The sequence below is a fragment of the Neopusillimonas maritima genome, from assembly GCF_003576595.1.
Taxonomy (GTDB): Bacteria; Pseudomonadota; Gammaproteobacteria; order Burkholderiales; family Burkholderiaceae_B; genus Neopusillimonas; species Neopusillimonas maritima.
Genome location: NZ_NQOU01000002.1, coordinates 679,313 through 692,675 on the forward strand (window position 1 = coordinate 679,313; position 13,363 = coordinate 692,675).

Here is a 13,363-nt window from a genome sequence, read left to right on the forward strand (position 1 = left end):
AGATAACAATGTTTATAAAGAATGGATGGTATGCCGCCGCCTGGGCTGATGAAATCGGCCATCATCTTGTGCAAAAATGGATTACCGGCGAACCGGTTGTGCTCTATCGCACACAAGCCGGGGAAGTCGTTGCGCTGCACGACCGCTGCCCCCACCGGCGCGCGTCACTATCGAAAGGTAACCTGGTGGGTGATGATGTCCAGTGCGCGTACCATGGAATCACCTTCGACTGCCAAGGCAATTGTGTGCGGGTTCCCGGGCAAGAAAAAGTACCCAGCGCATTGAGCTTAAGACGTTATAAAGTCGTGGAAAAATGGCAATGGATTTGGATCTGGATGGGCCAGCCCGACGAGGCCGACGAGTCATTACTTCCTGCGTTTGAGTACAACGATAGCCCAGGCTGGAAAGCGCTGGGTGGCTGTATCCCAGTTAAAGCAAACTATCAGCTTCTTACCGACAATTTGCTCGACCTGACGCATGAAACTTACGTACACGGAAAAACCATTGGTAATTCCGCCGTTGCTGAGACACCAATGGAATACCAACTGAATGGCCATGAAGTCCACGTGAAAAGAATCATGGAGAACACCCCACCACCGCCCTTGTTCAAACGGGTGCGCGGCTTCGAAGGTAATATTGATCGCTGGCAAATCATTCGCTTTCAGGCGCCTGCGCATATCTCCATTGATGCGCGCGGTTACCCTACTGGGGTGGACGATCTTGAACAAGGTATGCGTTGGTTTTCCTTGAACTCCCTTACACCGGTTGACGAACGAAACACACTTTATTTCTGGACAGTCACGCGTTGTTTTGATCTTGAGAACGAAGAGTTGGATGAGATCATAAAAGACCAAATACTTAAGACGTTCATGGAAGATGTTGAAGTGATCGAAGCGCAACAAGTATTAATTGAAACCGATGATCGCGCTATACCGGAGGTCAGTATCAGAGCAGATGGCGGCTCAATATCGGCACGTCGTATTGTTGAAAAATTGGCCGCTCAAGACGCAGATGCCGGAATAACCTGAACGCGCAGGACTCGTCTTGGCTCAAACGGCCCTGAAGGAGCTTTTATGGAATTCCCAAAATGGGTCACCGACCGGGTCATTGCCCGCCAGGGAAAACTGCACGCCTACGACCACTTCAAACCGGAAGAAACGGCCTTTGTGGTTGTAGACTTGCAGAACTTTTTCACCCAACCGGGTTATATGGGCGAATGCAAAGCGGCACCCGCCACATTCCCTGCCGTGAACAAGCTGGCCAACGCACTGCGTGAAGCGGGTGGCCATGTTATTTGGGTGCAAACCTGCGCCGATAATGCCGACACATTCTGGGCGCATTTTCATCACGACATGCTGAAACCGGAACTGAGCCAACGCCGTTTAACGGAAATGTCGGTTGACCACCCGGGCTATGAGCTGGCTGCCGAACTTGACGTCGCGCCAACCGACACGCGCGTGGTGAAGCGCTATTACAGCGCCCTGGCACCCAACTCATCAAACCTGCACGAGGTCCTTCAGGATAAAGGCGTCAAAAACGTGCTCATTGGCGGCACCACCACAAACGTGTGCTGTGAATCCACCGCCCGTAACGCCATGATGTTGAATTACCGCAGCATTATGGTGCATGATGCCTTGTCAGCCTTCACCTCACAGGAACATGAGTTCGCCCTGCAAGCGTGGATGCTGTATTTTGGGGATGTGCTGGGCGCTGACGACGTCATTGCGCGACTTTAACTTGACGCGTAAAGCTAAATAATTTGGGCTTCAGGCTGCCCATAGCTTAAATACTGCCGCGTTTTTTTATCTTCAATAAACCCGGCGCTGTTCAGCGCATACGGGATTAATTCCGGCGACTGTGGACGCGCAATAACATAGCCCTGCACGTAATCGACCCCCAGTTCCTTCAAGGTGCGCAAAGTGGCCAGGTCTTCGGCCCATTCAGCAATGCTGATCATGTTCAGACTTTTAGCCAACGTCACAATGGCACGCACAATCGCCACGTCGGTAGGATGCTCATTCATATTGCAGATGAACGCGCCGTCGATTTTCAAGGCGTCGGCGGGCAACTGCTTAAGGTAGGCGAACGAAGTGTAGCCTGCCCCGAAATCATCCAACGCTACTTTTGCGCCTTTTTCCTGTGCCCGGGAAATAAAGCTTCGGGTACGCTCCATGTCTTTTATGGCAACGCTTTCCGTAATTTCAATAAGCAATTTGCGCGCCACATGACCATAACGACTAAACAGGGCAAAAAACATCTCCACAAATGAATCATCATTCAATGACATGCCGTTCAAGTTCACACAGACAAACTCCGTGTTTTCAAGCCGATGTTGATTATTATGCAGCCATTGCAGCGTGGTACTGACCACCCAATGGTCGATTAACGGCATAATCCCGCTTTCTTCGGCGGCGGAAATGATTTTGCCGGTAGGTACCAACGCCCCTTTGGGATCATGCATGCGAAGCAAGACCTCAAAATTCAGTGAGCCGAATGGATCATTCAACGACATAATAGGCTGCATCACAACCGAGAAACCGGTGACATCGAAACCACTGCTGAATTTACGCAACAAGCGCAGCTCCTGGCTTTGTTCCGACAACGCCTCAGCGCTATGCTGATGCACAACAACATGATTCAAACCGGATTCACGCGCTTCTCGCGCGGCTCTTTTGGCGACCAATACCGCGTCGTGTGCATCAATTTGAGCAGGTTCAATTCCCACCAAACCCATCGACGCCTTGAAACGAAAAGGGGTTGTTCCCACCAGGCAAGGCTGACTATGCAAGTCATCCAGAATCGACTGACACAGCTTGCGCGCCTTATCGAGACCCACATTCACAAAAAAGATCAGGAACTCGGAGCCCGTTAGTCGCCCCAATTGCCCTTCCATGCCCAGCACCTGTTTTGCGCGCTCGCACACTTGCTTCAGCACATCGTCACCGGCCGATTTGCCGTAAAGATTATTCACCGTTTTCAGGGAGTTCAATTCCAGATAACCCAGCACGAACGTTTCACCTTCTTCGAGCCGTCGCAAACTGTCCGCCAGTTGAAGATCGATCCCTTTGGAATTAAGGGCGTCGGTTAAGGGATCCCGGTTGGCCTGCAAACGCAACTTGGAAATCGCATCGGCATGACCGGTGATATCTTGCAAAGAGCCTTCAATACGATCGGCCTCAAGCACCGCTTTAACCAAATAAGAGCGACGCGGAATATGAGGTGCGTGACGCAGGTTATGAATTTCAAGCTCGGCCTGACCATCCATTTCAAGCGCATTCACCAAGCGAATCCATGCTTGCCGGCCAAAATGGTTTTCCCACAAGCCATAATGCTCGTTCAGCTCGGGAATATCGAGCATGTCCCGCAACACATGATTAATATTGGTGAGCTTGCCTTCAAGAGAAAGTGAAAACATGCCGATGGGGGCTACACTGTATACCCGCTGCAATTCAGCCTGGGAACGTAAGCGGCTGCGCCGCTCAGCCCAACGGGTACTGACCACCAAAACAAAAACAAGCAACGCCGACACGACCAGTGCGAACAGCAACTCTGAGCCTGCCAGGTTGTCAAACGCCGTCATCTATAGCGTTCTCTCGGAAGCGAACAAGTCGGCCAGCGCTTCTCGCGGGCGCACCACATGGAACGCAGTGCCGTCGACCATCACTTCAGCAGGGCGCGGCCGGGTGTTGTACTGACTGGCCATCGTAAAGGCATAGGCGCCGGCAGACATAATCGCCAGTAAATCACCCTGTTTCAAGGCCAAGGTACGCGCCTTGGCAAGCCAGTCGCCACTTTCACAAATCGGCCCCACCACATCGTAGGTTTGCGCCTGCGCCGACTCTGCGGGTTGCTGTACCGGCTCCACATCGTGCCAGGCATCGTAAAGCGTAGGACGCAGCAAATCATTCATGGCCGCGTCAACAATTGCGAAATTACGTGCTTCGGTATGCTTAAGGTACTCAACCCGTGTAAGCAAAACCCCCGCGTTGCCCACCAACGATCGGCCCGGCTCAAGCACAATCTGCAGGTCGCTTAATTGCTCTTGGTGCAAACGGGCGTAAACCTGATTCAGCAAGGCACTCGGCGACAGCAATGTTTCATCGGTATAACGAATACCAATACCGCCACCCAAATCGAGGTGTTCAATTGCAATGCCCTGGCTTTGCAATGTTCGAACCAGCACCAGTAATTTATCGAGCGCGTCGAGATACGGGCTCACCTGGGTTATCTGGGAGCCGATATGACAGTCAAGCCCCACCACCTTCAGACTCGGCATGGCCGACGCCCGCGCATACACGGCAGGGGCATCCTGAATGGCAATGCCGAACTTGTTCTCTTTCAACCCCGTGGAAATATACGGATGCGTTTGCGCATCCACGTCGGGATTCACTCGTAACGATACCGGCGCCACTTTACCCATTTCCGCAGCCACTTGCGCCAGACGTTCCAGTTCGGGTTCAGACTCGACATTGAAGCACTTTACGCCGGCGTCCAAAGCCGCCCGCATTTCCCAGGCTTGCTTACCCACGCCGGAAAAAACAATTTTTGCAGGGTCCGCCCCCACTGCCATAACGCGTGCCAATTCGCCCCCGGAGACGATATCGAAACCGGCACCCAGCTTGCGGAACTCATTCAGCACAGCCAGATTCGAATTAGCTTTCATTCCGAAGCACACCAACACATTGCGGCCCGCCGCCGCGTCAGCGTATGACTGCCATGCGTCGTTGAGTGCCTGACGGGAATAAACATACAGAGGCGTACCGAATTCATCGGCCAGCAGGGTAAGCGGCACCCCCTCGGCATGCAAAACGCCTTGTTTAAAATTGAAATGAGGGGAAACAGTCATGCGTTGAAACGGAATGGGGTCATTTAAATTACGTCACTTACAAGTAATAATGCCTCGGAACGGGCCTAATCATAGCAATGAACCAGGCCAACCGGGCAAGCAAAACACAAGGGTTAACGCGTAGACGGCCCTTCGCTCATGTTATCGGGCGGTGCCGGCGGAGTGGTCAGGGAGGAATCGGGCGGCGCCGGAGGCGGTTGCGTTAACGGCCCTTTATAACCACAGGCGGCCACGCCCCATAACAATGCAATGCTGGCTACAATGCGAGTTAACGATGTTAACGCGGGAGCCTGTTTTAACGACGCTCGCATGAGTCACTCCAAAAATTATAGGTAGTCATTATGAACGAATCAGAATTTCTTGCACGCAGTGAAGCCATTCTTGATCACCTTGAAAGCCAGGCCGATGATTGGGCGGCGCTTTACGATCTCGACATTGACGCCAACCGCAACGGCAATGTTCTGACCGTCATCTTCAACAATGATGTTCAGGTCGTTGTGAACAGCCAGGCCCCCATGAAGGAAATGTGGGTGGCCGCGCGTACCGGCGGTTTCCACTACCGTTTCGACGGGCAGAAATGGGTGGATACACGAGGCGGCCCCGACATGGCCGACACGCTTTCGCAAATTTGCTCGGAAATCAGCGGCAAACCCATCAAAGTAACGGTTTAGGGCCTAAAACTGAACGCGTGCGGGTTGCGCCGCGTCTTGCGAAGTATCACCCCCACCCCCGGTTAATTGATTCAACAGGGCGCCAATACCGTCATTGCCGCCTCCCGAGCCCAACGGTTGCATATCTTCGGGCAATTGCCCGTTCAACATCATTTCCTCGGGGGAAGGCAACCCCACCCGGGCCACTGCCTGGCCCGGTGGGAACTCCGCAAAATAGAATTCACCGTTTTCACGCATCAGGCCATCCGGCATTGGGCCTGGCTCGGCCACAGGAATGTCTTTTAGGGCAAGCCTCATGTAATCGAGCCAAATAGGCAACGATGCACCGCCGCCCGTTTCCCGCGACCCTAAAGAGCGAGGCTGATCGAAGCCCATCCACGCAACACCCACCAAGTCGGGCGTAAAGCCGGCAAACCACGCGTCATGAGAATCGTTGGTGGTGCCGGTTTTGCCGGCAACATCGGCCCGCCCCAAATCGCGGGCCAAACGCGCCGCCGTGCCCTGACGCGCCACACCACGCAACATGTCATACATCACATATGCCGTGCGCGGATCAATTACCCGCGCCGAAGTGTCGCCGGCCACCACGGGCCGGGCCTGCATTAATACTTTTCCTTCGCTATCAGTGACCCGGTCGATAAGATAAGGAGGAACCCGGTAACCGCCGTTTGCAAACACGGTATACGCCCCGGCAAGCTGCAAAGGCGTCACGCCGCCTGCACCCAATGCCAGTGGCAAAACGGCGGGATTGCGGGCACGATCGAAGCCAAAACGGGTGATGTAGTCTTGTGCATATTGCGGGCCAATTGCTTGCATAATGCGAATCGACACCATGTTCTTGGAGCGATACAAGCCCTGGCGCATGGTTAGCATAGGCTCGTAATCATTGCCGTAGTTCTTGGGTTCCCACGCCCGCGAGCCGGTTTGCTCGGCGGTTAAACGAAAACGCTCATCCGATACCTGTGTTGCCGGCGTCAACCCTCGCTCGAGTGCGGCGGCATAGATAAACGGCTTGAAGGCCGACCCCGGCTGGCGCCACGCCTGGGTAACACGGTTAAAGTGCTCTTCAAAGCCGAAACCGCCCACCAGTGCACGAATGGCGCCATCTTGCGGACGCATTGCCACGAATGCAGCTTCCACCGAAGGCATGTTCAGCAATTCCCAATATTCACCCGTATCCCGAACATAAACTACTGAGCCGCGCTCGATTTTCTCGGGCGGCTTGGCGTTCTTCACCAAACCCCGGGCCACCACTTTCAGTGCCGACTTGTCGGTAATTTCCACAATTTTTTCAGGTGAGCGGGCAACCACCACCTTATCGGGCGCCGCCGACAGTACGACCCCAACCAAAAGGTCGTCGCTATCACGGTACTTCTCCTGGATTTGGTCAATCACCTCGTTGAATCGCTCGGGGTCGTTCTCGATTCCCTCGGGCAGATCAATGGTTTCTTCGGGGCCGGGATAACGGGCCCGGCGCGTGTAATCAAGCACACCGGCGCGCACAGCCTCGTAAGCCGCTTGCTGTTCTTTTGAGTTCACCGTGGTGTAGACATTCAAGCCACGCGAATAAACGTCGTCTTGGTAAACGGTAAATAACAGACGCCGCGCCAGCTCGGCCACGTATTCGGCATGGATGGCGTAACCACCCATCGGGGTGCCAGGCGCCGATTTCAGAATAATGGGTTGGTTAATGGCGTCTTGGTACTCTTGTTCAGTGATGTAGCCTAACGACAACATGCGGTTCAACACGTATTTTTGACGATCTTTCGCCCGCGGCATACTGTAGCGGGGGTTCAAACGAGACGGCGCTTTTGGTATACCCGCCAACATGGCAGCCTCGGCCAAGGTGATATCTTGCAACTGCTTGCCGAAATACGTGCGGGCGGCGGCGGCAAACCCGTATGACCGATGACCCAGGTAAATCTGGTTCATGTACAGGTCGAGAATTTCGTTCTTGGTCAGCGTGGCTTCAATTTTGAAGGTAAGCAGTAACTCGTAAAACTTACGGGTGTAGGTTTTTTCCGACGACAAATAGAAATTACGCGCCACCTGCATGGTAATCGTGCTGGCACCCTGCGACTTGGACATATTCGAAATATTGGCCACTACCGCACGCGCCACACCCATCCAATCGATACCACTATGCTGATAAAAGCGATCGTCTTCAGCGGCCAGAATGGCTGATTTCATCACATCGGGCACTTCGTCGAAGCGCAACACATTGCGACGCTCTTCACCGAACTCACCGATAAGCACGTTGTCCGCCGTATAAATACGCAGCGGAATCCGGGGCTTATAGTCGATCATCGCCGTTAAATCAGGCAAATTCGGCCATGCTAGCGCCAACGCTAAAGACCCCAGCAGAGCCCCGCACAGACCCAGCCCCGCCACGAAGACAACGCTTTTAAGAAAGAAACGCCGAAACCAGTGGTTTGGCGGATTCGACGTTTTTGAAGAATTTTTTGATGAGCTCATTACCGGCGATTTTAAGTCTAAGTTGAATCAGACTATGATTTGCGCATTAAGTTTATGTAACAGTTTAATGCAGCACAGCATCCAATTGGGGTTGGGCTAGTGGGATAATACTAGAATGAATGACACTTCACGTTCTGGCAATACAAGTATCGCCAACCCGTCGCTACCATACGACACCCCCATTTTTCTGGTGGGCATGATGGGCGCGGGCAAAACCACAATCGGCAGGGCTTTGGCCCGAGCCCTTGGGCGCGAGTTTATCGACCTTGACCTCGTCATTGAGGCACGCTGCGGGGTTCCGATTTCCCATATCTTTGAGGTTGAAGGTGAGGAAGGGTTCCGCAAACGCGAAACGGCTATGCTGAACGAGTACGCCACGCAAAACAACCTGGTACTGGCAACCGGCGGCGGCGCGGTGCTGGCACCTGAAAATCGCCACACTCTGAAAAAGCACGGCATTGTGATTTATTTGCGCGCCCGTGAAGATGAATTGTACCGCCGTATTGCCAAAGACCGGCATCGCCCCCTCATTCAAACCCAGAACCCGCGCGCGCGCCTGAACGAGCTACTCACGCTTCGCACCCCCCTTTACAATGAGGTTGCGCACTTAACCTTCGACACGGGCAGTATGCCGATTGCCCAAGCGGTGCAATCTTTGGTTCACCTTTTGCAAACCTATTCTCATGACCACTGTTCAAGTTAATACACCCGGCGGACGCTACCCGATTCATATTGGCGCGGGCCGGTTGCACAAATTGCACGAAAGCGTGCCCGATAACGTAACAGCCATCGCCATCGTCACCAACCCTACGGTGGGCTCACTGTATTTGAAAGCGGCACGTGAATCCCTGGTGCACACAGGCAAACACATTATTGAAATTACCTTACCCGATGGCGAGGCCCATAAAAACTGGGAAACCCTGCAAACAATCTTCGACGCCCTGCTGGAAAACCGCTTCGACCGCAAATGTTTGCTGGTGGCACTGGGCGGCGGAGTCATCGGCGATATGGTGGGGTTTGCCGCTGCCTGCTATATGCGCGGCGTCCGGTTTCTGCAAGTACCCACCACTTTGCTGGCCCAGGTCGATTCATCGGTTGGCGGTAAAACCGGCATTAACCACCCGCTGGGCAAGAACATGATTGGCGCGTTTTACCAACCCATCGCGGTTGAGATCGACACCAACGTGCTTCACACATTGCCGGAACGGGAAGTGGCGGCGGGTTTAGCCGAAGTCATCAAGTACGGGCTCATTATCGATGCCGAATTCTTTAACTGGTGCGAGGCGCGGGTAAGCGCCCTGAAGGCACTCGATGAAGAAACGATTTCCTATGCCATCCAGCGTTCGTGCGAATGCAAAGCCTACGTGGTCGGCGAAGACGAACGCGAATCGGGCTTGCGCGCCATTCTGAATTTTGGCCACACCTTCGGCCATGCCATTGAAGCCGGGTTAGGCTACGGCGACTGGCTGCACGGCGAGGCAGTGGGTTGCGGTATGATCCAGGCGGCAACGCTGTCGGCCCACACCGTTGGGCTTGGCTCCGCTTCTGTAGAACGCATTCGCAATCTTGTGCATGCCATCGGCTGCCCGGTTAAACCGCCCAATCTAGGTACAGAACGATGGATTGAATTGATGCAGGTCGACAAAAAAGCGGAAGGAGGCCAGATTCGCTTTGTCTTGTTACCCGAAATCGGTAAAGCGGTTGTGCAGGCCGCACCCCTGAACGTTGTACGCGACGTTCTGCATAAAACCGCCGTACCGGCCCTTTAGGAGACTGCATGTCGGGTTTGGCCCCCTACGCCGCCACACCGGAACAGTCGCGCGGCCGCCGGCACCTTGAAGCGTCGCCCACCGGGCGCAGCGAGTTTCAACGCGATCGCGACCGCATTATTCATTGCAACGCCTTCCGGTTACTGGAATACAAAACCCAGGTTTTCATCAACCATGAAGGCGACTTGTTCCGGACACGGCTCACACACAGTATCGAGGTGGCGCAAATTGCGCGCAGCCTGGCACGCAATTTGGGTTTACATGAAGATTTAATCGAGGCCATTTCGTTGGCCCACGACCTGGGCCACACGCCGTTCGGGCATGCCGGGCAAGACGAACTTAACGCCTGCATGCGTGAGTTTGCGCCGGACGCCGGCGGCTTCGAGCACAACCTGCAAAGTCTGCGCGTAGTGGATGAACTGGAAGAACGCTACGCTGCGTTCAACGGGTTGAATCTTTGTTTTGAAACACGCGAAGGTATTCTGAAGCATTGCTCGCCGCGCGCCGCGCGGGAGCTGGGCGAAATGGGTGAGCGCTTTCTGCTTAAACGCCAACCCACACTGGAAGCGCAAATTGCCAATCTGGCCGATGAAATTGCTTACAACAACCATGATATCGACGACGGCCTGCGTTCCGGACTCATTTCCATCGAGCAATTGCAAATGCTGGAGATTTTCGCCACTCATTACGCGCAGGTCATGGCCAGGCATCGCAATCTTGAACGACGGCGCGCCATTGCGGAAACCATTCGCGCCATGATCAATACGCTCATCATCGACTTAACGCAAACCACGCGACAGAACATTCAACAGCATCAGCCCCAAAGCCCGAACGATGTCCGCCAATGCCCGCCGCTGGCGGCCTTTTCCGCCCCCATGCGGGCCCAGGCTGACGCCCTGAAACGCTTTTTGCTGGAAAACCTGTATCGGCACCATCGCGTGATTCGCATGACAACAAAAGCGCGCCGCATTGTGCGTGAGCTCTTCATCGCCTACCAAAACGAACCCCGCTTGCTGTCGCTGGAGTACCGGCGCGCTACCCCCCTTGCACAGGCCCGCGCCATTGCCGACTATATTGCCGGCATGACAGACCGCTTTGCCATTAAAGAGCACCGCGAGTTATTTCAAATGGGAAGCAACCTGTAACGTGGGTACCGCGAACCGCGCGTTTAAACGGTTTCAATTGCGCAAAGCTTACTTACTTAACGCCTTGCTGCGTCAGCCACGATGCTTCATCAGGGGACGCACTGCTTAAGACGTTTGCGGCGGGCGTTGGCGGCGCTCCATGCTGTCTTAGCACTTGCTGCAACGCGTCGTTAAAAGGTTCCGCCCGCATAAAGCCAATCACACGCGGCGAATCCAGTGCTCGGCCTGCGGCGTCAAAAAAGATAATACCGGGCGGGCCGAACAACCGGAAACGTTCAAGTAATGCGCGGTCTTCGTCGGTGTTTTTGGTTACGTCGGCCTGCACCAAAACGAACTGGCTCATCGACTGCGCAACCGCCGGGTCGGTAAAGGTAAAGCGTTCCATTTCAATGCAAGACACACACCAATCGGCATAGAAATCCAGCAGCACAGGGCGGTTTGCACCAGCCAGAATGGCATCCAGCTCTTGTACAGAACGCACTTTCACAAACTGTGACTTCACGTCGGGAACCGCACCCACGCGCGCCGTGCCGCCATTTGCAGCGATACCTGCGCCGCCAGGGCCGCCTAATGGCTGAAGTACGCTGTATGTGCCCATGGCCATCCCCACCATCATCAACAGTGCCCAGCCTGCCAGTAAAAGCCCCAACGCCTTGCCAAGATACGCAAGCAGACCTGAAGCAACCTGACGAAAAGCACCCAGCAAGATTGCCGCCCAAAACGTCAACACGATCCAGCCCAAAACCATCAGCCAATCGGGCAGCACGGAATTAAGCATCCACCACGCTGTGGCCAGAAGCAGAATCCCAAACAAAATTTTGACCCCTTCCATCCAGGGGCCGGCTTTGGGCAGCAAGGCGCCCGAACCCGCCCCCAGGGCCAGCAATAAAACGCCCTGGCCCCACGCCAGAGCAAACAACGCGGCCGCCCCTACGGCGGCATCACCGGTTTGCGAAATGAACAGCAATACGCCGGCCAAAGGCGCGGCCACACACGGCCCAACGATAAGCGCCGAAACCAGGCCCATTAGAAACGCGCCACTGTAGTGGCCACCCGGAATACGCTGTAAATAAGCACCCAGCGCATTCTGCAGCGCCAAGGGTGTTTGAACGTTGTAAGCATTGAACATCGCCAACGCCAGCAAGGCCAGCAAAGCGGCAAATACCGACAAGACCCACGGGTTTTGCAACCAGGCCGCCAACCCGGCACCGGCCAACCCGGCTGCCACACCCATCGCGGTATAGAGTAAAGAAACGCCCAGCACATAAGTTGCCGCCAACGACAAACCGCGCCATCGCGCAGGCTTCTGATCGCCTTTGTGCGTACCGGCTATCACCGCCATCAGGATAGGCACCATCGGCAACACACACGGGGTAAAGGTCAGCAAAATACCCAGAACAAAACAGGCAAGGACAATGGTCCAGATATTGGCCGAAGCCAGATACTCGGCCAACCCAATATCGCTTAACTGGCCGATGGAGCCGACATTCGACGCGTTACCTGCTTGTGTCCCGCCGACCGCACCTGCAGATGAAGCCGACTTTCCGGGATCAACAACCGTTTGCAGCGGCGGCGGCACCTGATCGACGACCGCATCGCCACTAATCTGATACATCCCCCCCTGGGCGCGTAACGACAATTGCTCAGTTTGGGGTGGATAGCACAGACCGGCATCGGCACAGCCCTGGCTTGTAATGCTTAACTTGGCCGGGGTGGGCAAGCCTTGGGGCAAGTCGAGCAGAACGGTCACCTGCCCGTAATACACCTCCATATTCTGATCGAATGTGGGGTCATATTTCACCAGGCCCGGCGGAAAGGTTTGTAACTGAGGTTCAAGCGTTTGCTCTCCCACCACAAACTGAAAGCGGTCGCGATACATATAGTATTCAGGCGCGATGCGGTAATGCACCTGCACTTGCCCGTTTTGCTGGGCAACTGACAACGAAAAAGCTTCGTCGGGCGGGAGAAAGTCTTCGGGCGATTGCGCCAGGCTGGAGCCCAACAACCCCAGCCACACAAAAAAGGCGGCCACCAAAGCCACCATAAACCTCATACTGATCTGCTGCATTATTCTTCGTTCCCTGATGCAAGCCCGGTCGCTTGCTCCCGCACCCAATCCACATAAGGCTGGAACCCGCCAACGACAGGTAACACCAGCGCTTCGGGCACCTCGTAAGGATGCAGCTCGCGAATCCGATCAATCACCCGCGCGACCATATCGCGCGTGGTTTTAATCGTTAAGGGAACCTCTTCCGCCCCCTCGAGCCGCCCCTGCCACATATACATAGACAAGCTTGGCGGCCCAAGGTTCACACACGCGGCCAATTGTTCTTCAACCAGCATATGAGCAATGCGCTTGGCCAGCAATGAGTCGGGCGCATTGCTTAGAATGACAACCAGTTCAGACATAGTAACTCGCTTAAAAAGAATCTGAACCAGTTTAACCGAAGGCAGCAG

At 54.7% G+C, this 13,363-nt stretch carries 12 protein-coding genes; 6 read left to right on the plus strand and 6 right to left on the minus strand.

Annotated elements, in window-relative coordinates:
- Window positions 1-8: 8 nt before the first annotated feature.
- Both CJO09_RS08175 and CJO09_RS08180 read left to right on the plus strand, forming a co-directional pair.
- Entirely contained in the window at window positions 9-1,028 is a 1,020-nt protein-coding gene (locus tag CJO09_RS08175) for an aromatic ring-hydroxylating oxygenase subunit alpha (protein ID WP_119441906.1), read from the plus strand.
- A 45-nt stretch (window positions 1,029-1,073) separates the two neighbouring features.
- Entirely contained in the window at window positions 1,074-1,736 is a 663-nt protein-coding gene (locus tag CJO09_RS08180; RefSeq protein ID WP_119441907.1) for a cysteine hydrolase family protein, read from the plus strand.
- 14 nt (window positions 1,737-1,750) lie between these two features.
- Here CJO09_RS08180 and CJO09_RS08185 read toward each other — a convergent pair whose 3' ends face one another.
- From CJO09_RS08185 to lptM, 3 genes are all read right to left on the minus strand, one after another.
- Complete coding sequence (locus CJO09_RS08185; protein ID WP_119441908.1) at window positions 1,751-3,580, minus strand: bifunctional diguanylate cyclase/phosphodiesterase; 1,830 nt, start codon at window positions 3,578-3,580, stop codon at window positions 1,751-1,753.
- Window positions 3,581-4,846 carry a diaminopimelate decarboxylase gene (gene lysA / locus CJO09_RS08190; protein ID WP_119441909.1) on the minus strand — a complete coding sequence of 422 codons (1,266 nt, stop codon included), beginning with the start codon at window positions 4,844-4,846 and terminating at the stop codon, window positions 3,581-3,583. It abuts the gene before it with no gap.
- Window positions 4,847-4,959: 113 nt separating this feature from the next.
- Window positions 4,960-5,157, minus strand: coding sequence for an LPS translocon maturation chaperone LptM (gene lptM / locus CJO09_RS08195; RefSeq protein WP_119441910.1), 198 nt, complete (start codon window positions 5,155-5,157; stop codon window positions 4,960-4,962).
- Between the two features lie 30 nt (window positions 5,158-5,187).
- Between lptM and cyaY the strand changes: the two genes are divergently transcribed.
- Entirely contained in the window at window positions 5,188-5,517 is a 330-nt protein-coding gene (cyaY, locus tag CJO09_RS08200; RefSeq protein WP_119441911.1) for an iron donor protein CyaY, read from the plus strand.
- Window positions 5,518-5,520: 3 nt separating this feature from the next.
- Here the strand turns inward: cyaY and CJO09_RS08205 are convergent, their stop codons facing one another.
- Window positions 5,521-7,992 (minus strand): penicillin-binding protein 1A, encoded by a 2,472-nt coding sequence (locus CJO09_RS08205; protein ID WP_119441912.1) that lies wholly within the window; start codon window positions 7,990-7,992, stop codon window positions 5,521-5,523.
- 115 nt (window positions 7,993-8,107) lie between these two features.
- On the opposite strand from CJO09_RS08205, the gene CJO09_RS08210 reads away from it, so the two are divergent.
- Genes CJO09_RS08210 through CJO09_RS08220 form a run of 3 tightly spaced genes read left to right on the plus strand, consistent with a single transcriptional unit; the run spans window position 8,108 to window position 10,906 of the window.
- A complete protein-coding gene (locus CJO09_RS08210) occupies window positions 8,108-8,695 on the plus strand; it encodes a shikimate kinase (RefSeq protein ID WP_245961267.1) in 588 nt (195 codons plus the stop codon).
- Complete coding sequence (gene aroB / locus CJO09_RS08215; RefSeq protein WP_119441913.1) at window positions 8,676-9,761, plus strand: 3-dehydroquinate synthase; 1,086 nt, start codon at window positions 8,676-8,678, stop codon at window positions 9,759-9,761. Before CJO09_RS08210 ends, aroB begins: the two co-directional genes overlap by 20 nt.
- A gap of 8 nt (window positions 9,762-9,769) precedes the next feature.
- Complete coding sequence (locus tag CJO09_RS08220) at window positions 9,770-10,906, plus strand: deoxyguanosinetriphosphate triphosphohydrolase (protein WP_119441914.1); 1,137 nt, start codon at window positions 9,770-9,772, stop codon at window positions 10,904-10,906.
- 52 nt (window positions 10,907-10,958) lie between these two features.
- On the opposite strand, the gene dsbD is transcribed toward CJO09_RS08220, so the two are convergent.
- Both dsbD and cutA read right to left on the minus strand, forming a co-directional pair.
- Window positions 10,959-12,974 (minus strand): protein-disulfide reductase DsbD, encoded by a 2,016-nt coding sequence (dsbD, locus tag CJO09_RS08225; RefSeq protein WP_391523615.1) that lies wholly within the window; start codon window positions 12,972-12,974, stop codon window positions 10,959-10,961.
- Window positions 12,974-13,315, minus strand: a complete 342-nt coding sequence (cutA, locus tag CJO09_RS08230) for a divalent-cation tolerance protein CutA (protein WP_119441915.1) — start codon at window positions 13,313-13,315, stop codon at window positions 12,974-12,976. Before cutA ends, dsbD begins: the two co-directional genes overlap by 1 nt.
- Window positions 13,316-13,363: the final 48 nt, after the last annotated feature.

Bases quoted from the DNA above. Each gene is read 5' to 3' on its own strand.
- lysA (WP_119441909.1), bottom strand. From the start codon at position 4,846: ATGACTGTTTCCCCTCATTTCAATTTTAAACAAGGCGTTTTGCATGCC.
- CJO09_RS08210 (WP_245961267.1), top strand. From the start codon at position 8,108: ATGAATGACACTTCACGTTCTGGCAATACAAGTATCGCCAACCCGTCG.
- dsbD (WP_391523615.1), bottom strand. From the start codon at position 12,974: ATGCAGCAGATCAGTATGAGGTTTATGGTGGCTTTGGTGGCCGCCTTT.
- cyaY (WP_119441911.1), top strand. From the start codon at position 5,188: ATGAACGAATCAGAATTTCTTGCACGCAGTGAAGCCATTCTTGATCAC.
- CJO09_RS08185 (WP_119441908.1), bottom strand. From the start codon at position 3,580: ATGACGGCGTTTGACAACCTGGCAGGCTCAGAGTTGCTGTTCGCACTG.
- CJO09_RS08175 (WP_119441906.1), top strand. From the start codon at position 9: ATGTTTATAAAGAATGGATGGTATGCCGCCGCCTGGGCTGATGAAATC.
- cutA (WP_119441915.1), bottom strand. From the start codon at position 13,315: ATGTCTGAACTGGTTGTCATTCTAAGCAATGCGCCCGACTCATTGCTG.
- lptM (WP_119441910.1), bottom strand. From the start codon at position 5,157: ATGCGAGCGTCGTTAAAACAGGCTCCCGCGTTAACATCGTTAACTCGC.
- CJO09_RS08205 (WP_119441912.1), bottom strand. From the start codon at position 7,992: ATGAGCTCATCAAAAAATTCTTCAAAAACGTCGAATCCGCCAAACCAC.
- CJO09_RS08180 (WP_119441907.1), top strand. From the start codon at position 1,074: ATGGAATTCCCAAAATGGGTCACCGACCGGGTCATTGCCCGCCAGGGA.
- aroB (WP_119441913.1), top strand. From the start codon at position 8,676: ATGACCACTGTTCAAGTTAATACACCCGGCGGACGCTACCCGATTCAT.
- CJO09_RS08220 (WP_119441914.1), top strand. From the start codon at position 9,770: ATGTCGGGTTTGGCCCCCTACGCCGCCACACCGGAACAGTCGCGCGGC.